2 protein-coding genes are annotated in these 24,713 nt (G+C 73.3%); both read right to left on the bottom strand.

Annotated features, from left to right (window positions below; translation table 11 throughout):
- Window positions 1-50 precede the first annotated feature (50 nt).
- Window positions 51-1,382 (bottom strand): pitrilysin family protein, encoded by a 1,332-nt coding sequence (locus tag AB0L91_RS02190; RefSeq protein ID WP_365011145.1) that lies wholly within the window; start codon window positions 1,380-1,382, stop codon window positions 51-53.
- A 135-nt stretch (window positions 1,383-1,517) separates the two neighbouring features.
- Window positions 1,518-24,263 carry a non-ribosomal peptide synthase/polyketide synthase gene (locus tag AB0L91_RS02195; protein ID WP_365006928.1) on the bottom strand — a complete coding sequence of 7,582 codons (22,746 nt, stop codon included), beginning with the start codon at window positions 24,261-24,263 and terminating at the stop codon, window positions 1,518-1,520.
- Window positions 24,264-24,713: the final 450 nt, after the last annotated feature.

Here is a 24,713-nt window from a genome sequence, read left to right on the forward strand (position 1 = left end):
CCCCTCCCCTGTGCGGTCTTCCGGGTGCAGACTACCGCCGGGGCGCGGGCTCAGTGATCGACGAGTTTGCGGACCGCCGCGGGCAGGTCGCGGGTGCGCTGGTAGGGGCCCGCGATCGCCGCGCCGTAGGGGCGGGCCAGCAGGCTCCGGGCGATGGCGCTGACCTCGTCGGTGGTGACGGCATCGATGCGGGCGAGGGTGGCGGAGACGCTGCGGTGGTTGCCGTAGCTGAGTTCGCTGCGGCCGATCCGGTTCATCCGGGAGGCGGAGTCCTCGAGCCCGAGGACCAGGCCGCCGCGCAACGAGCCCTTGGCACGGGCGCATTCGGCGTCGGTGACGCCGTTGGTGGCCACGTCGACGAGCACGTCGCGCGCCAATGTCGTGACCTGGGCGAGGTTTTCGGGCTGGCAGCCGAGGTAGACCGAGAACGCGCCGGTGTCGGCGAAGGTGTCGACGCTCGAGTACACCGAGTACGCCAGGCCGCGTTCCTCCCGGATGCGCTGGAACAGGCGGGAACTCAGGCCACCGCCGACGATGGTGTTGAGCACCGACAGCGGCCAGCGCTGCTGGCCTTCGTGCCTGCCGAAGGCGCGCACGCCGAAGACCAGGTGGGTCTGTTCGCTGTCGCGGTTGATCCGGACCAGGCTGGGCGCGGTCTGCGCGCGGAACCTGCCCTCGCGGCGCGGGGCCGGGTCGGCGGCGGCGTCCAGGCGCGGCCCGAACGCGCGGTGCACCAGTTCGACGGTGCGGTCGTGGTCGACATTGCCCGCCACCGCGACGACCATCCGGTCCGGCCGGTACCGGCGCTGGTGGAACCCGCGCAGCTGGGCGGCCCGCATGCCCTCGATGGACTCGACGGTGCCGATCACCGGACGACCGATCGGGTGGTCGCCGAACAGCGCGGTGAGGAAGGAGTCGGCGACCAGGTCCTCGGGGTCGTCGTCGCGCATGGCGATCTCCTCGAGCACCACCTGCCGTTCCACGTCGACGTCGACGGACCGGCACAGCCCGTTGAGCACCACGTCGGAGACCAGTTCCACGGCCAGCGGCAGGTCCTCGTCGATGACGTGGGCGTAGTAGCAGGTCTGTTCCTTGGCGGTGAACGCGTTGAGCTCGCCGCCGACGGCGTCCATCGTCTGGGCGATATCGAGCGCCGAGCGGGTGGGCGTCGCCTTGAACAGCAGGTGTTCGAGGAAGTGCGCCGCGCCGGCCACGGTGGGCCCCTCGTCGCGCGAGCCGACGCCGACCCACACCCCGATGGAGGCCGAGCGCACGCCGGGCACGTGCTCGGTCACCACACGAAGCCCGCCGGGGAGCACGGTGCGGCGCACACCACCGGCGGTGGAGACGTCGTCAGCGGTTTCGGTACTCGACTCGGTCAACTGTGGCTTCGTCACCCGATCCCACCGGACGGCTGTACTGACATGGCTTCTCGAACCTCTCGGAAACGGGTGCTGGCGACGTGCGCGGATGCCTCGGCGAAGCAGGCAGCAGGCTCGACGGCCGGCTCCGCGATTCTATGCGCCCCGCACCCCCGCTCGCGCATCGGCCCTCACGGCGTCCACGGGTGGGACCGCGTCGAGCACGGCCGCGATCCGGGCCAGCGCGGCGTCGCCCGCCATGGCCCAGTGGGTGGCCTCGATCCCGTACCGGTGCACGTCACCGCCGATGACGCCGGCCCAGCTCGCCGCGCCGCGCGCGCCGGTGGGGTCGTCGAGGGTAGCCGCGAAGTAGACGAGGTCGCCGTGGAAGCGCTCGGGCCGGTAGGCGTCGACCATCGTCATCGAGGCGGTGGCGGCGTCGATGATGCGGGCGACGCGGGTCCGGTCGAGCGCGGCCAGTGCTCCGCCCGCCTCGGCGGCCGCGGCGGCGAGGCCGTCGGCGTCGAAGGCCACGTCGAATTCGTCGCCGGCGAGGCCGCCGAGCAGGTCGCCGACGGTGGGCAGCGGCGTCTGCTCGGGGCCGTCGCCGAGCCAGCTGTCCATCATGGCCAGCCGCGCGACCTCGGCGCCCTCGGCCTGCAGCCGGGTGGCGACGGCGTGCGCGAGCAGGCCGCCCAGCGACCAGCCGAGCAGGTGGTACGGGCCCTCGGGCTGGACCTCGCGGATGGCCGTGACGTAGCGCTCGGCCCAGGCGTCGATGGTGTCGGGCAGCGGTTCGTCGGCGGTGAGGGCGGGCGACTGCAGACCGTAGATCGGGCGCTCCGGGTCGAGGTGGCGGGTCAGACCGGCGAAGGACCAGGACACACCGCCCACGGGATGCAGGCAGAACAGCGGCGCGCCGGTGCCGTGCGCGCGCAGCGGCAGCAGCACCGCGAACGCGTCGTCGGCCGAATCGTCCTGGGCGCGCAGCCGTTCCACGACCACGGCGGGTGTCGGGTCGGTGAAGAACCACGCGACCGGCACCGCGACGCCCAGTGCCTCGCTCAGGCGCGCGGACAGCTGGACCGCGGTCAGCGAGTTGCCGCCGAGGTCGAAGAAGTTGTCGTCCATGCCGATCCGGTCCAGGTCGAGGACCCGGGCGAATTCTCCGGCGACCCGCTGTTCGGTCTCGGTGACCGGGCCGCGGTAGGCGGCCTGGCGCAGGTGCGGCCGAGGCAGGGCGGCACGGTCGAGCTTGCCGGAGGTGGTGACCGGGAACTCGTCGAGGACGAGCACCACGGCGGGCACCAGGTACCCGGGCAGTGCCTCGGCCAGTGCCGCGCGGACGGCGGCCGGGTCGAGCGGATCACGCTGCGCCACTGTCGATTCGGCGACGACGTAGCCGACGAGCCGGTCCGCCCCCGCACCCGGCAGCACCGCGGCCGCGGCCTGGGCGACGCCGGGATGATCCAGCAGCGCGGCCTCCACCTCGCCGAGTTCGATGCGCTGTCCGTTGAGCTTGACCTGGAGGTCGACGCGGCCCACGTAGTCGAGTGCGGCCGCCCCGTTCTCGCCGATGCGCAGGCGCACGAGGTCACCGGTCCGGTACATCCGGGCACCGGGCCCGGCGGACGGGTCGGGGACGAAACGCTCGGCGGTGAGCCCGGCCGCGCCGACGTAGCCGTGCGCGAGTTGCGCACCGCCGACGTACAGTTCGCCGGTCACGCCCGGCGGCACCGGCCGCAGGCGCGCGTCGAGCACGTAGAGCCCGGTATTCCATACGGGTGCGCCGATCGGCACCGACACCGTGTCGGCGTCGCCCACCACATGGGTGCTCACCTGCACGGCGGTTTCCGTCGGTCCGTACAGGTTGATCACCTGCGCGCCGGTCACTTCGCGGGCCCGCTGTGCCAGTGCCGCGGGCAGGATCTCGCCACCGGCGAATACCCGCCGCAGACCCGGCACTGACGTCGGGTTCGCGGCCGGGACACCGACGGGCACCGTCACAGCTCCGTCACCGGCGACCGGTCGGGTGCCCACACCTGGTCGGGCGCCTTCTGTCGACAGAACTGTCTGGCCCGCCATGCCGTTCCGTACCGGATCGACCGCCGGCGGCCGTGCAACAGATTCGGCCAGGTATGCCGCGAGCAGGGTCGGTGCGAACTGCACGGTGTCGATGCCGTGCTGTGCGATCAGGTCGGCCAGGTAGCGGGGGTCGCCGTGGCCGCCGGGGCGGGCGAGGACCGTGCGGGCGCCGACGCGCGACGGCAGCAGCAGTTCCCAGATCGAGGCGTCGAAGGTGACCGGTGTCTTGTGCAGCACGGTGTCGCCGGGAGCGAAGCCGAATTCCGTTGCCATCCAGTCGAGCTGGTTGACTATGGCGCGATGCGGCACCCCGACACCCTTGGGCAGACCGGTGGATCCGGAGGTGAAGATCACATACGCGGTGTGCTCGGGCAGCAGCGGCTGCACGCGCTCGGCGTCGGTGAGCGGACCGGCCGGGTAGGCGGTGAGGTCGACCGTGTCGGCCTCCACCACATCGGCGCCGTCCACCGGGGAACCGATGACCGGCAGGTCGGCGCGATCACGAGAGGTGGTGAGCACGCACACCGGCTGCGCGATCCGCAGCACGCGGGTGATCCGCTCGGCCGGGTGATCGGGGTCGATCGGCACGTAGATGCCACCGGCGGCGTGCACCGCGTGCACCGCCACCAGCAGCTCCGGCGCGCGGCGCACCGCGACGGCGACCGCCGTGTCCGGTCCCACACCCTGGTCGACGAGGTGGCGGGCGAGCCGGTGCACCCGGTCCGCGACGTCGGCGTAGGTGAGCGAGACGTCGCCGTCGGTGAGCGCGATCGCCGTCGGCGTCGCCGCGGCCTGCCGGTCGAACGCGACCGGCAGCACCTCGGCGGGCACCGGATGCCCGGTGTCGCACCAGGTGTCGAGCAGGCGCCGATCGGTGTCGGTCAGCAGGTCGACCTCGCCGAGCGGACGGGCCGGGTCGGCGGTGACGGCGTCGAGGATCCGGACGTAGCCGTCGGCGATCCGGGCCGCGGTGGCGGCGTCGAACAGGTCGGTGGCGTAGGTGAGACTCACCGCGCAGCCGCCGTCGGCGGTGTCGGCGAGCACCAGGTCCAGGTCGAACTTGGCGACGGCGGTGTCGGTGTCGAGCCCGGTGACGGTGAGGTCGGGCAGGCTGACCTCGGTGGCCGCGGCGTCCAGGTTCTGGAAGGCGAGCATCACCTGGAACAGCGGGCTGTGCGCGGTCGAGCGGACCGGGTCGAGCACGTCGACGAGCCGCTCGAACGGCACATCGGCGTGCTCGAACGCGTCGAGGTCGACGCGGCGGGCCTGGCGCAGCAGGTCGGTGAAGGACGCGGCCGGGTCGACGGCGGTCCGCAGCACCAGGGTGTTGACGAACATGCCGACCAGCTCGTCGAGCGCCGCCTCACCACGACCCGCGACGGGCGTGCCGATGGCGATGTCGCCGGTGCCGCTCAGCCGGGCCAGCAGGGCGGCCAGCGCCGCGTGCGCGACCATGAACGCGCTCGCGTCGCCGCGGCGGGCCAGCTGCCCGACCCGCCGCCAGATCTCCGGCGGCACCACGGTGTCCACGCTCGCGCCGCGCTGCGAGGCGACCGCGGGACGCGGCCGGTCGGTGGGCAGCTCGAGCAGGCCGGGCAGCCCGGCCAGTTCGTCGCGCCAGAACCGGATCTGCCGGGCGGCGACCGAGTCCGGGTCGTCCTCGCTGCCCAGCACCGCACGCTGCCACAGCGTGTAGTCGGCGTACTGGACCGCCAGGGGCGCCCATCCGGGGTCGGTGCCAGCGCGCCGGGCCAGGTAGGCCGCGGTGGTGTCGCGCAGCAGCGGACCGGCGGAGAAACCGTCGGCGCTGATGTGGTGGATCACCACGACCAGCACGACGTCGTCGGGCGCGCTGCGCAGGACCCGCACCCGCACCGGCGGCGCGACGGTGACATCGAAGCCGCGGCCGATCTCGGCGGCCACCATCGCGGGCACCGCGATCGGGTCGACGGTCTCCACCACCGGGGTCGGCACGAACTGCCACACCGCCTGATGCCCGATGCCGTCGATCGCCGGGTACGCGGTGCGCAGCACCTCGTGCCGGTCGAGCACATCGGCGACGGCGGCGGCCAGCGCCTGGGCGTCCACGTCGCCGCGCAGCCGCACCGCGATCGGGATGTTGTAGGCCGCCGACGCCGGGTCGAGGCGGTTGAGCAGCCACATGCGCTGCTGGGCCGCCGAGAGCGGGATCCGGTGCGGGCGGCGGGCGGCGGTCAGCGCGAGGCCCGCGCCGCTGCCCATCCGGCCCGCCAGGGTGTCGGCCAGGTCGGCGACGGTGGTCGCCTCGAACAGGGCGCGCACCGGCACCCGGGCCGACAGTGCCGCGCCGAGGCGGGCGGCGACCCTGGTGGCGATGAGCGAGTTGCCGCCGAGTTCGAAGAAGTCGTCGTCGAGACCGACCTGCTCACGGCCGAGCACCTCACCGAAGACCTCGGCGACCGCACGCTGGGCCGGGGTGACCGGCGCCCGGAACGGCCTGGCCACGAATTCCGGTGCGGGCAGGGCCTTGCGGTCGAGCTTGCCGGAGGTGTTGAGCGGGAACGCGTCGAGCAGCACGATCACCGACGGCACCATGTACGACGGCAGCACCGTCGCCAGCGCCGAACGCAGCTGCGCGGCATCGAGTTCGGCGCCGGGCACCGGCACCGCGTAGCCGACCAGCCGGTCGCCCGCCGGGCTCGCCGACACCACCGCCGCGGCCTGGCTGACCCCCGGCAGGCCACCCAGCGCGGCCTCGATGTCGCCGAGCTCGATGCGCTGACCGCGGAACTTCACCTGGAAGTCGATGCGCGCCAGGTAGCTCAGGACGCCGTCGCGGTTCCAGCGCACCAGGTCGCCGGTGCGGTACATGCGCTCGCCCGCCGCCCCGAACGGGTCGGCGACGAACCGGTCGGCCGAGAGGTCGGGCCGCCCGAGGTACCCACGGGCCAGCTGCGCACCCGCCAGGTACAGCTCACCGGCCACGCCGGGGGCGACCGGCCGCAGCCGCTCGTCGAGCACGTAGACCCGGGTGTTCCAGGCGGGCACCCCGATCGGCACGGTCTGCCCGGTCGCGCCCTCGGCGGGCCAAGCGGTGACCGAGACGGCGGCCTCGGTGGGTCCGTAGAGGTTGTGCACGGCCGCGGCCGAATGCGCGCCGAAGGCGGCCACCGTGTCCGGGGTGAGCGCCTCGCCGATCGCGAACACCAGCCGCAGGCTCGCCAGCTGACGCGCGTCGCCGTGCGCGGCGAACATCGCCAGCATCGACGGCACGAAGTCGGCGACGGTGATCCCCCGCGCGGCGACCAGGTCGGCCAGATACAGCGGATCGCGATGCCCGTCCGGGGTGGCCAGCACCAGGGTGGCGCCCGCGGCCAGCGGAGCGAAGTAGCCCCACACCGACAGGTCGAACCCGGCGGCGGACTTCTGCAGGTACACGTCGTCGCCGTCGATCCCGTACCGCGCGAGCAGCCAGGCGATCTGGTTGCGCACACCCGCGTGACTCATCGCCACGCCCTTGGGCTTGCCGGTCGAGCCGGAGGTGAACAGCACATAGGCCAGGTTCGTATCCCGCAGCGGCGCACGGAGTTCGGCATCGGCCACCGGATCCGCCGAGTAGACCGACGTATCGACGGTGTCGACGACGACGATCCGGGGCGCGGGCGCCACCATGGCCGCGATGCCGGTCCCCGTCGACGACTGCCGATCGAAGTAGTCGCGCGCGGTGGAGAGGACCAGGTGGGGGCGCGCGGTGTCGAGGACCTGGGCGATGCGCTCGGCCGGGTGATCCGGGTCGACCGGCACGTACGCGCCGCCCGCGGTGAGCACCGCGTACAGGGTGACGACGAGGTCGATCGAGCGGCGGATCGCCACCGCCACCAGCGCGTCCGGGCCGACGCCCTCGGCGACGAGATGGCGGGCCAGCTGGTTCACCCGGGCGTCGAGCTCGGCGTAGGTCAGCTCGGTGTCCTCGGAGACGAGCGCGGTCGCGGCGGGATTCGCCCGCACTCGGTCGCGGAACGGGGTGAGCAGCGTCGCGGTGCGGTCGATCTCGTGCGCGGTGGCGTTCCACTCGGCGAGAATGCGGGTCCGCTCGACCGGCTCGAGCACGTCGATGTCGTCCAGGGGCGTGTGCGGCGCCGCGGCGACGGCGGTGAGCAGCCGTTCCAGCCGGCCCGCGAGGGCGGCCGCGGTCTCGGTGTCGACGACATCGTGGGCATAGGTGAGCACACCGGTGACACCGCCCGCGGCACCGTCGGCGGCGTAGGTGTCGCTGACGATCAGGTGCAGGTCGAACTGGGACAGCTCGCTGTCGGTGTCCAACGCGGACACCGTGATCCCGGGCAGCGCCAGTTCGGCGCGCTCGAAGTTCTGGAACGAGAAGCCCACCTGGAACAGCGGGTGCCTGGCGGTGGAGCGGGCCGGGTCGAGCACCTCGACGAGCCGTTCGAACGGGACGTCCGCGTTGGCGTACACGGCCAGGTCGGTGGCGCGCTGGCGGGCCAGCAGCTGACCGAAGGTCTCTCCCGCCACCAGCCGGGTGCGGAAGACCAGGGTGTTGACGAACATGCCGATCAGGTCCTCGAGCGCGGCCTCACCGCGCCCGGCGACGGGCGTGCCGACGGTGATGTCGGCGCTGCCGGACAGGCGTCCGAGCAGCGCCGCGAACGCGGTGTGCACGACCATGAACAGCGTCGCGCCGGATGCCCTGGCCAGCTCGGTCAGCCGGGCGTGGGTGCGCGCGTCGAGCGTGACCGGCACCGTGCCACCGGCGAGGGTGCGCACGGCCGGGCGGGGCCGGTCCAGCGGGAGGGCGAGTTCGTCCGGGAGATCGGCGAGTTCGCCGCGCCAGAAGTCGAGCTGGCGGGCGGCCACCGAGCCGGGGTCGGCTTCGTCACCGAGGGTCGCGCGCTGCCACAGCGCGTAGTCGGCGTACTGCACCGGCAGCGGCGTCCACGCGGGCGCGGTGCCGTCGCGACGGGCTAGGTAGGCGGTCATCAGGTCGCGGACCAGCGGCGGGACGGACGAGCCGTCCGCGCTGATGTGGTGCACGACCACGGCCAGCACGGCCTCGTCGGTGTCCGCGTGGTCGCGGTCCGCCTGCTGTCCGGCGGTGAGCCGGTACAGCACGACCTGCCAGGGGACTCCGGCCGTCACGTCGAACGTGATCCCAGCCAGTTCGGTGACCGCCGCGACGACCTGGTCGGCCGAGATGTCACGAACCCGCAGGGCGACACCGGCTTCAGAGGTGGACAGGATCTGCTGCACCGGGCCGTCGGCGGTCTCGGGGTAGTAGGTGCGCAGCACTTCGTGGCGCTCGACGAGATCGCCGACGGCGGCGGCGAGCGCGTCGACATCGAGCACACCGCTGAGCCGCACCGCGATCGGCACGTTGTAACCGGCCGAATCGGGGTCGAATCGGTTGAGGAACCACATGCGCTGCTGCGCGGGCGAGAGCGGGAGCACGGCGGGCCGCTCCCCCGCCACCAGGGCCAGCCGGGCGGTGCCCTCGGCGCTGTCGAGCGCGGCGGCCAGCGCGGCCACCACGGGGGTTTCGAAGATCCGTGCCACCGGGACCTGCCGGTCCAGTGCGGCGCCGAGCCGGGCGGCGACTCGGGTCGCGATGAGCGAGTTGCCGCCGAGGTCGAAGAAGTCGTCGTCGGCGCCGACCGTATCGAGGCCGAGCACGTCCGCGACCACCCCGGCCACCAGCTGCTCCGACGGCGTCGCCGGAGCGCGGAATTCGCGCGCGGCGAGTTCCGGCGCGGGCAGCGCACGTCGATCCAGCTTGCCGGAGGCGTTGACGGGCAGCGCGTCGAGCACCACGAAGGCGCTCGGCACCATGTAGGCCGGAAGTGCTTGCCGCAGTGCGGCCTTCACCGGGTCCAGGTCGATCGCCGAATCGGCGTTCGCGGGGACGAGGTAGGCGGTGAGGTAGTCGCCGGTGCCGTCGTCGCGGACGGTGACGACGGCCCGATCGACGGTGTCGAGGCCGGACAGGATCGCCTCGATCTCGCCGAGTTCGATGCGCAGGCCGCGCAGTTTCACCTGGAAGTCGGTGCGGCCCAGGTACTCCAGTTCGCCGGTGCGGGTGCGCACGACGAGGTCGCCGGTGCGGTACATCCGCTCGCCGGGGGTCCCGTACGGGTTGGCGACGAAGCGATCCGCCGACAGGTCGGGGCGGGCGAGGTAGCCGCGGGCCAGCTGGACACCGGCCAGGTACAGCTCGCCGGGCGTGCCGACCGGCACGGGGCGCAGGCGGGCGTCGAGCACGTGCAGGGCGGTATTGGCGACGGGCGCGCCGATCGGCACGGTGACGGTGTCGGCGTCGGTGACCTCGTGGAAGGTGACGTCGACGGCGGCCTCGGTCGGCCCGTACAGGTTGTGCACCGCCACCCCGGGCACCAGCGCGCGCAGGCGCTGGGCGTCGGCGGCGGGCAGCGCCTCACCGGAGGCGAACACCTGGCGCAGCGACCCGCACGCGGCGGCCCGTGGTTCGGCGAGGAACGCGGCCAGCATCGACGGCACGAAATGCGCGACATCGACACCGGTGCGGGTGATCACCTCGGCCAGGTAGGCGGGGTCGCGGTGCCCGTCGGGGCGGGCGACGACCAGGGTGGCGCCGATCTGCAAGGGCCAGAACAGTTCCCACACCGACACGTCGAAGGTGATCGGCGTCTTCTGCAGCACCACGCCGTCGGCGTCGAGCCGGTAGGCGTCCTGCATCCAGACCAGGCGGTTGACGATCGCGGTGTGGCTCACGGCCACACCCTTCGGCTTGCCGGTCGAGCCCGAGGTGAACAGCACGTAGGCCAGGTCCGCGGCGCGCAGCGCCCGGATCCGATCGGCGTCGGTGACCGGGTCGGCGGCGAATCCGGACAGGTCCAGGTCGGCCGGATCGAGGACGCGGGCGCCGGGGAAGCCCGCGCCGGCGAGTACGCACACCGGCGCCGCGGTCGCGAGCACGTCGGCGATGCGGTCGGCCGGGTGGTCGGGGTCCAGCGGCAGGTAGGCCGCGCCCGCCGCCTGCGCGGCGTAGACGGCGACCAGCAGGTCGATGCCGCGGCGCAGGCCGACACCGACGACGGCGCCGGGGCCCACGCCCTCGGCGATCAGGAATCGCGCCAGACGCGCGACCCGAGCGGCGAACTCGCCGTAGGTGATCCGCAGGCCCTCGAAGTCGAGGGCGACGGCGTCGGGGGTGCGCAGGGCTTGCGCGGCGAACATCGAGACGAGCGTCGCCTCGGCGTCCAGCGGGGCGGCGGTGTCGTTCCATGCCGCCAGCTGGGCGGTTTCGGCGGGATCGAGCAGGTCGATCTCGCCGACCGGCGCGGTCTCGTCGGCCACCACCGCGGCCAGGACACGCACGAAGCGTTCGCCGAAGGCCACGACCGTGGTTTCGTCGAACAGATCGGTGGCGTAGCGCAGCCAGCCACGCAGACCGGGTTCGCCCGCGGCGCCGGTGATCTCGTCGATCGCCAGCGACAGGTCGAACTGGGTGGTCGCGGCGGGCAGGGCGAACTCGCCGATGCGCAGGCCGGGCAGGTCGATGCCGGTGTCGTCGCGGTGCTCGAACGCGAGCATCACCTGCACGATCGGCGAATACGCGGTCGAGCGCACCGGATTCAGCTCCTCGACCAGACGCTCGAACGGCAGTTCGGCGTGGGCGAAGGCGCGCAGATCGGCGGCGCGGACCTCGGCGAGCAGGTCACCGAACCCGGCGGCCGCGTCGACGGTGGTCCGCAGCACCAGGGTGTTGACGAACATGCCGACCAGATCGTCGAGCGCGGCATCGGCCCGTCCGGCGACGGGCGTGCCCACCACGATGTCGGCCCCGGCTCCCTGCCGCGACAGCAGCACCGCGAACGCCGCGTGCACCACCATGAAGGTGGACACGCCGTGGCGGCGGGCCAGCTCCTCGATCCCGGTCACCACGTCGGCGGGCACGTCGAACCCGACGGACCCACCGGCGCCGGTCCGCACGGCGGGCCGCGGCCGATCGGTGGCGAGCTCCAGCGCCGGTGCGAGCCCGGCCAATTCGTCGCGCCAGTGTGCCAGCTGCCGCGCCAGCCGCGAATCCGGATCGGCGGCGTCACCGAGCACCGCGTGCTGCCACAGGGTGAAGTCAGGATACTGCACCGGCAGCGGCTCCCACGCCGGCGCCGTCCCCGCACCGCGCGCGACATACGCGGTGACGAGATCCCGGGCCAGCGGCGTGGTCGACACACCGTCGGCGGCGATGTGATGCACCGCGAGCACCAGCACGTGCTCGACCTCGTCCACCCGCGCGTCAGTGCCGTTGCGCAGCGCGAATCCTGGTGCCGCACCGTCGAAGGCGGCACTGTTGCGGCCAGCGGGTGCGGGCGCTCGATCGTCCGGCACCCGCCGGAGCAGGGCGGCACGGACCGGGGGCTGGGTGGTCAGGTCGTAGCCCGCCCCGATGATCGCGCGGACCGCGTCGGCCAGGTCGGCCTCGGCGACCTCGCGGACGTCGGCGACCGGCAGCACCCGGTCGACCGGGAGAACGACCTGGGTCGGCCCGTCGGCGTCCTCGGGGAAGACGGTCCGCAGCGATTCGTGCCGCGCGAGCACGTCGCCCAGGGCCGCCCACAGCGCGTCGGTGTCCAGGTCGCCGGTGAGGCGCAGGGCGATGGGCAGGGTGTAGACGGCGGAGTCGGGGTCGATCCGGTTCAGCAGCCACAGGCGGGTCTGGGCCAGCGACAGCGGGATTCGGGCCGGGCGCGGGTCCACCACGGTCAGCGGCGGCAGCTGCTCGGTGTGGGCGACGGCGCGGACGGCGAGTCCGGCGACGGTGGGGGCGTCGAACACGTCGCGCACGTCGAGCGCGCTGCCCAGTGCCGCGTTGGCGCGGGCGACGAGCCGCATGGCGAGCAGGGAGTTGCCGCCGATGTCGAAGAAGTCGTCGTCGGCGCCGACGCGGGCCAGCCCGAGCAGCTCGCCCACCACGGCGGCGAGCGCGGTCTGTGTGCCGGGGCGCGGCGCCACGTAGGCGGTGGTGACGGACAGGTCGGCGGCCGGGAGCGCGGCCCGGTCCAGCTTGCCCGCGGAGTTGAGCGGGACGGTGTCGAGCACCACCAGGTGGGCGGGCACCATGTAGGCGGGCACCCGGCTCGCGACGTGCGCGCGCACCACGGCGGGGTCGACCGCACCGGCGACGTAGGCGACCAGGCACTGTCGTCCGGCGTCGTCGGTCGCGGGGACCACGGTCGCGTGGGTGACGCCGGGCGCGTCGCCGAGCGCGGCCTCGATCTCGCCGAGCTCGATCCGCAGACCGCGGATCTTCACCTGGAAGTCGTTGCGGCCCAGGTACACCAGCGCGCCGACGCGATCGCGGCGCACCAGATCACCGGTCCGGTACATGCGTCCGCCGTCGGGCCCGTACGGGTCGGCGACGAAGCGGTCGGCGGTCAGGTCGGGCCTGCCCAGGTAGCCGCGGGCGAGCTGGTCGCCCGCGAGGTACAGCTCGCCCGCGACCCCGGCGGGCACCGGGTGCAGCCGCTCGTCGAGCACGTAGGCGCGCACGTTCCAGCTGGGCCTGCCGATCGGCAGCTCGGTCTGCTCGACCGGCGCGGTGATCTGCTGGAAGGTGCTGGTGATCGTCACCTCGGTCGGGCCGTAGGTGTTGTGCAGTTCGGCGGGCACGGTGGCGAGCACGGTGGCCGCCAGCGCGGCGGGCAGCTCTTCGCCGCCCAGGTGCAGCATCCGCAGCCCGCTCAGGTCCCCGGCCAGCCCTTCGGCGAGCATCGCGGCCAGCACCGACGGCACGAATTCGGCGACGGTGACGCGCTGTTCGCGCACCACCCGCGCCTGGTAGGCGAGGTCGAGGTGCCCGCCGGGCCGCAGCAGGACCAGGGTGGCGCCGAGCAGCGCCGGGCACAGCAGTTCCCACAGCGAGACGTCGAAGGTCAGCGGCGCGCGCTGGAGCAGCCGGTCCGCCGCGGTCAGGTCGTATTCGCCACGCAGCCAGCACAGTTCGTTGACCACGGCCCGATGCGAGACCAGCACGCCCTTGGGCAGACCGGTGGAGCCGGAGGTGAACAGCACGTAGGCCGGGTGCGCTGGGTGCAGCGGGGCGAGGCGTTCGGCGTCGGTGACCGGGCCGCCGGGCACCGGCGGCTGCGCCGGGTCCTCGAGCTGCGCGACGGTCAGCACCGGGAAGCCGGAGCGCGACGCGGCGGCGAAATGCACCGAGGCCGTGGCGGATCGGATGCCCCGGTCGACATGGTCGAGGTCGCCCGCCGACGCGGCGACGACCAGGCGCGGCGCCGCGGTCTCGAGCACGTGCCCGATCCGGTCGGCGGGCTGGGCCGGATCGATCGGCACGTACACGCCACCGGCGGCGAGCACACCGTGCAGCACCACCAGCAGGTCGATCCCGCGCGGCACGGCGACCGCGACCGGGGTCTCCGGGCCGACACCGCAGTCGATCAGCCTGCGCGCGAGCCGGTTCGCCCGCGCGGCGAGCGCGCCGTAGGTGATCTCGTCACCCTCGAACACGGCGGCGACGGCGTGCGGATCGCGGGCCGCGGCCGCGTCGAGCAGGTGCGCGGCCAGCGGGGCACCGATCCCGAGTTCGGCGAGCGCGGGCGCGAGCGGCTCGACGTCACCGTGCGGGCCGGCGAGCAGCCGCGCGCGGCCGTCCTCGTCGAGGACGGGGAGGTCGCCGACGGCGGTGCCGGGCGCGGTGACGGCGGCGCGCAACACCCGCTCCAGCATGCCGACCAGGGTCGCGATGGTGTCGGCGTCGAAGAGGTCGGTGGCGTAGCGCAGTTCGAGGTCGAGGCCGTCGGCCGTGCCGTCGGCGCCGTAGTGGTCGACGAAGGTGAAGTCCAGGTCCACTTCGATCGGCGCGTCCGGCAGGGTCAGCCCGGACAGGGTCAGGCCGGGCAGCTCGAACGCGGTGGTGCGCTGGTTCTGTAGCGCCAGCGACACCTGGTACAGCGGCGCGTAGCCCTGGGAGCGGGCCGGATTGACCGCGTCGACGAGGCTTTCGAACGGCACGTCGGCGTGGTCGAAGGCGTCGAGGTCACCGGCGCGGATGTCGTCGAGCAGGGCGCTGAACGGCACGGCGGCGGGCACGTTGGCCCGCAGCACCAGGGTGTTGACGAACATGCCGACGATGTCGTCGAGCTCACGATGCCCACGGCCCGCGACGGGCGTGCCGACGACGATGTCGGTGCCCGCGGACAGGCGCGCCAGCAGCACCGCGAGACCGGCGTGCAGCACCATGAACGGGGTGGCGCGCCGCGCGCGGGCCAGCTGGTCGATCCGGCGGTGCAGGTCGGCGTCGAGGGTGGTGGTGAAGGTGGCGCCCCGGTGGGAGGCGACCAGCGGCCTGCGACGGTCGGCGGGCAGGGTGAGCACGTCGGGCAGGCCGGCGAGCCGGTCGGTCCAGTAGGCGAGCTGGTGGGCCAGCGGCGCGTCGGGATCCTCGGCATTGCCGAGTCCTTCGGTCTGCCACAGCGCGTAGTCGGCGTAGTGCACGGCCAGCGCGGGCAGTTGCGGCTCGGCCCCGGCGGTGCGGGCCGCGTAGGCGGCGACCAGATCGCGGGTCAGCGGGCCCATCGACCAGCCGTCGGCGGCGATGTGGTGCACGACCAGCACGAGCACGTGCTCGGTCGGTGTCACCCGCAGCAGCGCGGCGCGCACCGGCACCTCGGTGGTGATGTCGAAACCGTCGTCGAGCGTGGCGCCCACGGCGGCGGCCACCGCCTCGGCGTCGACGTCGGTCACCATGAGGTCGGGGACGAACGGCGCGCCGACGAGCTGGGTGGCCTGCCCGTCGAATTCGGGATAGGTGGTGCGCAGCGTCTCGTGCCGGGCGATCAGGTCGCCCAGGGCGCCGCGCAGGGCGGCGGTGTCGAGGTCGCCGCTGAGCCGGATCGCGACCGGGATGTGGTAGGCGGTCGAGCCGGGATCGAAGCGGTGCAGGAACCACATGCGCTGCTGCGCGGGCGAGAGCGGAATCCGCCGCGGCCGTTGCCCGGCCACCGGACCCCGCCTGCTGCCGGTGCCGCGCAGCGCGTCCAGGCGCACGGCGAGCCCGGCGACGGTGCTCGCCTCGAACAGCTCCCGCACCGGCACCTTGGCGTCCAGGACCGCACCCAGCCGGGCGGCCACCTGGGTGGCGAGCAGCGAGTTGCCGCCGAGGGCGAAGAAGTCGTCGTCGGCGCCGACGCGGTCGAGTCCGACCACGTCGGCGAAGGTCGCGGCGACGATTCGCTCGGTCGCGGTCGCCGGTTCGCGATGGTCCCGCTCCGGCAGTTCCGGCGCGGGCAGTGCGCGGCGGTCGAGCTTGCCGGAGCTGTTGATCGGCAGCGCGTCGAGGAAGACATACGCGCCGGGCACCATGTACGACGGGAGCACCGCCGCGACGGCGGCATCCAGGTCGGCAGGCGACAGATGCTCGCGCCCGGGCGAATCACCCTCGGGGGCAGCCGCATCACCCGCGACGTTGTCGGGTGTGGGCACGATGTAGGCGACGAGCTGGTCCGGGCGGTCGGCGTCCGAGCGGACCAGCACCGCGACGCGATCGACGCCGGGGACCGCGACGAGGGCGGCTTCGATCTCGGCGGGTTCGATGCGCAGGCCGCGCAGCTTCACCTGGAAGTCGGTGCGGCCCAGGTAGTGCAGGGCCGGTCCGGCGGGGCCGGTACGCCAGGCGACGAGGTCGCCGGTGCGGTAGAGCCGGTCGCCGATGCCGAACGGGTCGGCGACGAAGCGCTCGGCGGTCAGGTCGGCGCGGCCGTGATAGCCGTCGGCGAGCTGGGCGCCCGCCACGTACAGCTCGCCGGGAACCCCGGCGGGTACCGGACGCAGCCGCGAATCCAGCACGTACACGCGGGTATTGGCGACCGGGGTGCCGATCGGGGCGGCGGCGGTCGGCTCGGCGCCGACCTCGTGGGTGGTGACCTGGACGGCGGTTTCGGTGGGGCCGTACAGGTTCACGACCGCCGCGCCGGTGGCGGTGCGCACGCGCTGGGCCAACTCGGTGGTCAGCGCCTCGCCACCGGCGAACACCAGGCGCAGGCTCTCCGTACGGACCGGCTCGGCGACGACGGAGGCCAGCACCGAGGGCACGTACTGCACGACGCTCACCGCGTGCCGCGCGGTCACCTCGGCCAGATACGCCGGGTCGCGGTGTCCGTCGGCGGTGGCGAGGACCAGGCGGGCGCCGGTCTGCAACGGCCACAGCAGTTCCCACACCGACGCGTCGAAAGTGAACGGGGTCTTCTGCAGGACGACGTCACCGGCGGTGAGCGCGTACTCCCGCTGCAACCACCGCAGCTGGTTCACCACGGCCCGGTGCGGTACCGCCACGCCCTTCGGCCTGCCGGTCGAGCCGGAGGTGAACAGCACGTAGGCGAGGTGGTCCGGGCGCAGCGGGGTGACCCGCTCGGCGTCGGCGATCGGCTGATCCGCGAGCTCCGCCAGGTCGAGGGTGTCGATCTCGACGACCGAATCCCCCACGGCCACACCGTGACCGGCGGCCGTCAGCACGCACACCGGTGCCGTCCGGTCGAGCACGTACGCGGTCCGCTCGGCCGGATGATCCGGGTCGACGGGCACATACGCGGCGCCCGCCGCGAGCACAGCGTGCACGGCGACGAGCTGATCGAGACCGCGCCGCAGGGCCACGGCGACCACCGAGCCCGGTCCGGCGCCGACACCGATGAGGTGTCGCGCCAGCCGATGGACCCGGCTCGCGAATTCCGCGTATGTCAGCGACTCGACGGCGTCCGGATCGTCGCCGAGGCCCGTCGCACCGACCGGCATCGGCTCGGCATCCACGACCACCGCGACAGCGTCCGGGGTGGCGGCGACCTGGTCGGCGAACAGTGAAGCGAGCGTGGCCGCGGGGTCGAGGACCAGGTCGGTGGCGTTCCAGGTGGTCAGGACCTCGGTGGCTTCGGCCGGGTCGAGCAGGTCGAGATCGCCGACCGGGCGGGCCGGGTCGGCGAGGACACCGTCGAGCAGGCGGTGCAGGCGGGTGGCGAATCCGGCGACGGTGCTCGCGTCGAACAGATCGGTGGCGTAGAGGAACGCGCCGGACAGGCCCGCGGGCGCGCCGTGCTCGTCGCGGTGCTCGGTGAGGGTGAGTTCGAGGTCGAACTTGGCGACCGAGGTGGGCAGGTCGACGCCGGCCACCGTGAGCCCGGGCAGGGCGAGGGCGCGCGGCGTGTCCTCGTTGAGCGACAGCATCACCTGGAACAGCGGATTGCGCGCGGTGGAGCGAACCGGGTCGAGCACCTCGACCAGCCTCTCGAACGGCACATCGGCGTGGCCGAACGCGGCGAGGTCGGTCTCGCGCACCCGGGCCAGCAGCTCGGTGAACGAGGCGGCGGGGCTGACCTCGGTCCGCAGCACGAGGGTGTTGACGAACATGCCGACCAGGTCGTCGAGGGCCCGGTCACCCCGCCCCGACACCGGGGTGCCGATCGCGATGTCGGTGGTCGCCGACAGCCGCGCCAGCAGCACCGCGAACACCGCGTGCGCGGCCATGAACACGGTGACGCCCCGCGCCCGCGCGAATTCGGCCAGCGCCCGGTGGGTTTCGGCGTCGATGTCGATCGGGTGCAGCGCACCGCCGCGCGAGGCGACGGCGGGTCGCGTCCGATCGGTCGGCAGCTCCAGCTGCTCCGGCACGCCCGCCAGCGTGTCCGCCCAGAACGCCAGCTGCCGCGCCGCCACCGATTCCGGATCGGCGGCATCGCCAAGCACGCCGTGCTGCCACACCGCGTAGTCGGCGTACTGCACCGTCAGCGCCGCCCACTGCGGCACGTTCCCGGTGGCCCTGGCACCGTACGCGGTGAGCACATCGCGGATCAGCGGGCCGAACGAGAACCCGTCGGCGGCGATGTGATGCAGCACGATCACGAGCACGTACTCGGCGTCGCCGGAGCCCGATTCCGCGGCTTCGGACTCCGCCGCGACGTCGGTGACGCGCAGCAACGTGGCCCGGAGGGGCGCGTCGACGGTCAGGTCGAAGCCCGTGGTGGCGCAGGCACGCACCGCGCCGGTCAGGGCCGCCGTGGTGACGATCTGCGGCAGGACCTCGGGGACCAGGCCGGTGGCGGGCAGGATCTCGGCGATCGCCCGGCCGTCGCGCTCGGGGTAGCGGGTGCGCAGGACCTCGTGGCGGTCCAGCACGTCGACGAGGGCGGCGTGCAGGGCGGCGACATCGAGGGCGCCGGTGAGCCGCACCGCCATCGGGATGTTGTCGGTGGCCGAGCCCGGGTCGAACCGGTTGAGGAACCACATGCGCTGCTGGGCGGGCGAGAGCGGCAGCGGGTCGGGCCGGGTGCCCGCGACGAGGGCGGGGCCGGAACCGGTGCCGCGCAGCCGGTCCGCGGCCGCGGCGAGGCCGAGCACGGTGGCGGTGTCGAAGAGCTGCCGGACCGGGATGCGGATGTCGAGGTCGGTGCCGAGGCGTGCCATCAGGCGGGTCGCCAGCAGCGAGGTGCCGCCCAGGTCGAAGAAATCGTCGTCGCGGCCGACCCGCTCCAGGCCGAGAACCTCGGCGAACGCGGCGGCGACGGCCTGCTCGGCCGGGGTCTCGGGCGCGCGATAGGCGGCGGCTTCGAAGACCGGCGCGGGCAGCGCGGCGCGGTCGAGCTTGCCGACCGGGGTCAGCGGCACCGCGTCGAGGGCGACGATCGCGGCCGGGACCATGTGCGCGGGCAGGTGGTCGGCAGCGTGCGCGAGCAGCGTCGCGGTGTCGACGGCCGCGCCCGGAACCGGCACCACGTAGGCCACCAGCACGGTCGCGCCCGCGTCGGTGCGATGCCCGAGGGTGGCGGCGAAGTCGACGGTGGCGTGCCGGGCGAGGACGGCGTCGATCTCGCCGAGCTCGATCCGGAAGCCACGCACCTTCACCTGGAAATCGTTGCGTCCCAGGTATTCCAGGTCCCAGGCGTCGTCGGTGCGCACCCAGCGCACGGTGTCGCCGGTGCGGTACATCCGTTCGCCCGGCGCGCCGTAGGGATTGGTGACGAAGCGGCCCGCGGTGAGCGCGGGCCTGCGGTGGTAGCCGCGCGCCAGCTGGGCTCCGGCGATGTACAGCTCGCCGACCACACCGGCCGGGACCGGCCGCAGCCGCTCGTCGAGCACCAGTTCGGTGGTGCCCTCCACCGGCGCACCGAGGGTGATCGGCGTTGTCGCCGTGAGGGGTTCGCTGATATTGGTGACGATGGTGGTCTCGGTGGGACCGTAGCCGTTGCGGAAGACCAGACCGGGGATCGCGGCGGTCCAGCGCGCCACCAGCTCCGCCGGGCACGCCTCGCCGCCGACGACCACGACCCGCAGCTCGTCGAGCCCGTCCGGGTGCACCGTGGCCAGCGCGGACGGCGTGATGATCACATGGGTCACCCGCTCGGCCCGCAGCAGCTCACCCAGCTCCGCCCCACCGAACACCCCGGTCGGCGCGACGACCATGGTCGCGCCCGCGGTGACGGTCAGCAGCAGCTCGGCCACCGAGATGTCGAACGACGGCGACGCCACATGCAGCACCCGCGCGTCCGCCGACGCCACGTACCGCCCCGCCTGCACCGGCAGGTACGCCGCGACCGCGCCGTGCGGAATCACCACGCCCTTGGGCAGACCGGTGGTGCCGGAGGTGTAGATGACATACGCGGGATCCAGTGGATCCACCGCACGGCGCGTTCCGCGAGGACCGGAGACGAGCGGAGACGCACCCAGCTCGAGTGCTGCCACATCGGCGTACACCGCCGCGTCGAGCACGACCCACCCCACGGTGGTGGGCAGGGCAGGGCGCACCACGTCGACCGTGATACCCACGGCCGCACCGGAATCCGACAGCATGTGGGTGATCCGGTCGGCGGGGTAGGTCGGGTCGACCGGCAGGAAGCCCGCCCCGGACTTCACGACACCCCAGACGGCGGTGACGGAGTCGGCGGAACGCGGAATGCTCACGGCGACGAGGTCGCCCGCGCCGATGCCGAGCCCGGTCAGGTGCGCGGCCAGGCGCGAGGACGCGGCGTCGAGTTCGCCGTAGGTGAGGGTGCGGTCCCCGTCCCGGATCGCGATGGCGCCGGGGTCGGCGGCGGCGCCGGCCAGCACCTGCGGCAGCAGCGGGAACGGGGCGGCCGGGCCGCCGGTGCGGCCGGTCAGCTCGGCGAGTTCGGCGTCGATCAGCAGCGGCAGGTCGGCGACCGGGGTCCGCGGGGCGGCGGCGATCGCGGCGAGCAGGCCGGTGAAGCGGCGCACCATCCGGGCGACCGTGGACTCGTCGAACAGATCGGTGGCGTAGGAGAATTCGCCGGACAGACCGGTGGCGCCGGACTCACGCAGCGTCACCGACAGATCGAACTTCTCGATGTCGTAGGGCAGGTCGACGGCGGCGGCCCGCAGGCCGGGCAGCTCGAAGTCGGCCTGCGGCAGGTTCTGCAGCGACAGCGCCACCTGGAACAGCGGGTGGCGACCGGCCGAACGCGGCGGCGCGAGCACCTCGACCAGGCGCTCGAACGGCAAGATGGTGTGCTCGAACGCGGCCAGATCGTCGGCGCGGACCCGGCCGAGCAGATCGGCGAAGGATTCCCCGCCGCGCACCTCGGTGCGCAGGATGGCGGTGTTGACGAACATGCCGATGACATCGTCGAGCTCGGCGGCGCCACGCCCGGCGACCGGGCTACCGATCGCCACATCGGTATTGCCCGACAGGCGCGCGATCAGCACCGACAGCGCCGCGTGCAGCACCATGAACAGGGTCGCGCCTTGATCGGCGGCAACGGAATTCAGCGCCGAGACGAGATCGGCGTCGAGCGCGAACTCGATCCGCCTGCCCCGCATCGAGGCGACGGCGGGCCGCGGCCGATCGGTCGGCAGGCTCGATTCGTCCGGCAGCCCGGCCAGCGCGCCACGCCAGAACGCGATCTCCCGCCCGGCCCTGGACTCGGCGTCCTCCTCGGCCCCGAGCAGCGCCCGCTGCCACAGCGTGTAATCGGCGTACTGCACCGGCAGCGGCGCCCACTCCGGCGCCGCGCCCCCGGTCCGCGCGTAGTAGGCGGTCATGGTGTCGCGCACCAGCGGCCCGGCCGACCAGCCGTCCGAGGCGATGTGGTGCACCACCAGCACCAGCACGTGATCACCGTCGACCTCGTACAGCCGCGCCCGCAGCGGCGGCGCGACCGTGACATCGAACCCGCGCAGAATCACCGCGGCCAGCACCTCGGGCAGGTCCCGCGCCGCGACGCTGACGGGCGTGAGCACGCCGGACAGCGCCGACACCGCCCCCGACTCGACACCATCGATCTCCGCACCGGCCCCAGCGCCAGCAGCGCCAGCAGCGCCAGCAGCGCCAGCAGCGCCAACAGCGCCAACAGCGCCAACAGCGCCAACAGCGCCAACAGCGCCAACAGCGCCAACAGCGCCAACAGCGCCAACAGCGCCAACAGCGCCAGCAGCGCCAGCAGCGCCAGCAGCGGGAAGGGTCCAGTTCGCTTCGGCGGCAAGCAAATCGACGGCGACGGCAGCAGACAACACCTGCTGGGTGCCGACTCCGTCGACCTCCGGGTACACCGTCCGCAGCACCTCGTGCCGGGCGATCAGATCGCCCACGGCGGCGCGCAGGGCGTCCTGGTCCAGCGCGCCGGACAGGCGGACCGCGATCGGGATGTTGTAGGCGCCGGTCGCCGGATCGAACCGGTTCAGGAACCACATGCGCTGCTGGGCGGGCGAGAGCGGCAGCACCTCGGGGCGCGGGCCCGCGACCAGGGCGGGCCGGTCGTCGATCGCGCCACCGTCGACCAGCTTCGCCAGCACGGCGACCGTCGGGCTGTCGAAGAAGTCCCGCACGTCCACGCGCACACCGAAGTTCGCCAGCAGGCGGGCGATGGCGCGGGTGGCGATCAGCGAGTTGCCGCCGAGGCGGAAGAAGTCGTCGTCCAGGCCGACGGTCTCGACCCCGAGCAGTTCACCGAAGAGCGCGGCCACGGCGCGCTCGGTCGCGGTCACCGGCGCGCGGAACTCGGCCGCCGCGACCCGGAAATCGGGCTCCGGCAGCGCCTTCCGATCCAGCTTGCCGCTGGCGTTGATCGGCATCGCGGGCAGCTGCACCAGCAGCGAGGGCACCATGTATTCCGGCATCGACGCCTTCGCGTGGACGACCAGCTCGGCCTCGTCGAGCGGCGCACCGTCGACACTGACCACATAGCCGACCAGCGCCTCACCGGCGGCATGGCGATGCACCACCACCGCCGCGTTGCCGACGCGCGGGTGCGCGGCCAGCACGGCCTCGATCTCCCCGAGCTCGATCCGCAGGCCACGCAGCTTCACCTGGAAGTCGGTGCGCCCCAGGTACTCCAGCTCGTCCCCGCCGGGCAGCTGCCGCACCAGGTCACCGGTGCGGTACATGCGCTCACCGGGCACGCCGAACGGATTGGCGACGAAGCGGTCGGCGGTCAGTCCGGGCCGGGCCACATAGCCGCGCGCCAGCTGCACCCCCGACAGATACAGCTCACCCACCACCCCGGCGGGCACCTCGTCGAGGTTCTCGTCGAGCACCAGCAGACCGGTGTCGTCGGCGGGGCCGCCGATCGGGACCGACACCTCGTCGGCGACGGTCACCTCGTGCGCGGTCACGTCGACCGCCGCCTCGGTGGGGCCGTACAGGTTGTGCAGCGCGGTCGCCGACAGCTTGCGCAGCCGGGTGGCGGTGGCGGCGGGCAGCGCCTCGCCGGAGGCGAACACCAGCCGCAGCGACGACAGGTCCACCGGCGCGGTGGTCTCGGACAGTTCACCGGCGAAGGCGGCCAGCATCGACGGCACGAAGTGGGTGACGCTCACCCGCTGCTCGGCGATCAGCGCGGCCAGGTAGGCGGGCTCACCGTGCCTGCCGGGTTCGGCGACGACCAGCCGGGCACCGATCTGCAAGGGCCAGAACAGCTCCCACACCGAGACGTCGAAGGTGTAGGGCGTCTTCTGCAGCACCGCATCGGCATCCGTCAGCGCGTAGCAGCGCTGGCGCCAGTCCAGGTTCGCCACGATCGCGCCGTGCGTGACGGCCACGCCCTTGGGCCTGCCGGTGGACCCCGAGGTGAAGATGACATAGGCGGTGTTGCCCGCCCGCGCGCCGCCGTCGACCTCGGCGGGCGGCGCGGTCCAGTCGATGTCGTCGGTGCGCAGGACCGGCGCGCCGGGCAGATCGGGCTCGTCGGCGGCCCGGGTCACCACGACGATCGGCCGCGCCACCTCGAGCACATAGCGCAGCCGGTCCACCGGGTGATCCGGATCCAGCGGCACGTACGCGCCACCGGCGCGCACGATCGCGTGCACGGCGACGATCAGCTCCACGCTGCGCCGCATGGCCAGCCCGACCAGGGCCTCCGGTCCCACGCCGAGGGCGAGCAGCCGCGCGGCCAGCACCCGCACCCTGGCGTCGAATTCGGCGTAGGTCAGCGTCTGCGCACCGAACTGCACCGCGACCAGGTCGGGTGTGCGGGCCAGCTGCTCGGCGAACCGGTCGACCAGGGTCGGCGCCTGCCCCGCCACCGGCGGCTGCACACCCAGCGCGGCCATGGCGTCACCGGCCAGCGCGTCCAACAGCAGCCCGAACGTCCCGTCGGCGGCATCGACCACGCCGGGGAACAGCTCGGCGAGCACGACCTGCACCAGGGTCTCGGGATCCAGTGCGCCACCGGTCAGCTCGGCCATCACCGTCAGCCGCGCGTCGAGGTCGGCATAGGAGACCGAGGTGCCGTCGAACTCGACCGCGCTGCGGCCCGGCTCCATCGCCGCGACCGTCGCCACCAGCGCCGCCAGCTGTTCTGTTCCCGCGCGCGCCGGAGTGGTGTTGGTCATCTGGACTGCCTTCCATCTACCGACCGCAGGTGACGCCACGCGGCCGCAATACAACTCTCGGAACTCCCCGGACCCACCGGGGTGACGGGATCGGCGCGGGGCGGCCAACCTCGGGCACCCAGCCCGAAATCCGCCCTCTCACACCGGCACTCAGTGCGATCGGCTATGACACGATCGCGACCCACCGGCTCGCCGCCATGCAACCAGCTATGACTCGGTTATCTCCCGACCTCCATCGTCAACCCCGACACCTGACACCCGCGCCCGCAGACGAGAGAAGCGTATTCGGTCCGATAATAAACCGGACCAGATTCCGTCAAAATCTCGGTTCGAAGCCCCGGTTTCCAGCGCTGAGAACGGTCCAGCAATGGCACCGCATACGCCGAGGGGACAGCTCTCGCCCGGTCGTCCGTCATGGACGGTGTGGCGGCTGTCGGCACAGGTTCACAC

The organism is Nocardia sp. NPDC051833 (assembly GCF_040681225.1).
In the GTDB taxonomy this organism is placed as follows: domain Bacteria; phylum Actinomycetota; class Actinomycetes; order Mycobacteriales; family Mycobacteriaceae; genus Nocardia.

Excerpts from the sequence above, each read along its gene's own strand:
- AB0L91_RS02195 (WP_365006928.1), bottom strand. The coding sequence starts at position 24,263 with ATGACCAACACCACTCCGGCGCGCGCGGGAACAGAACAGCTGGCGGCG.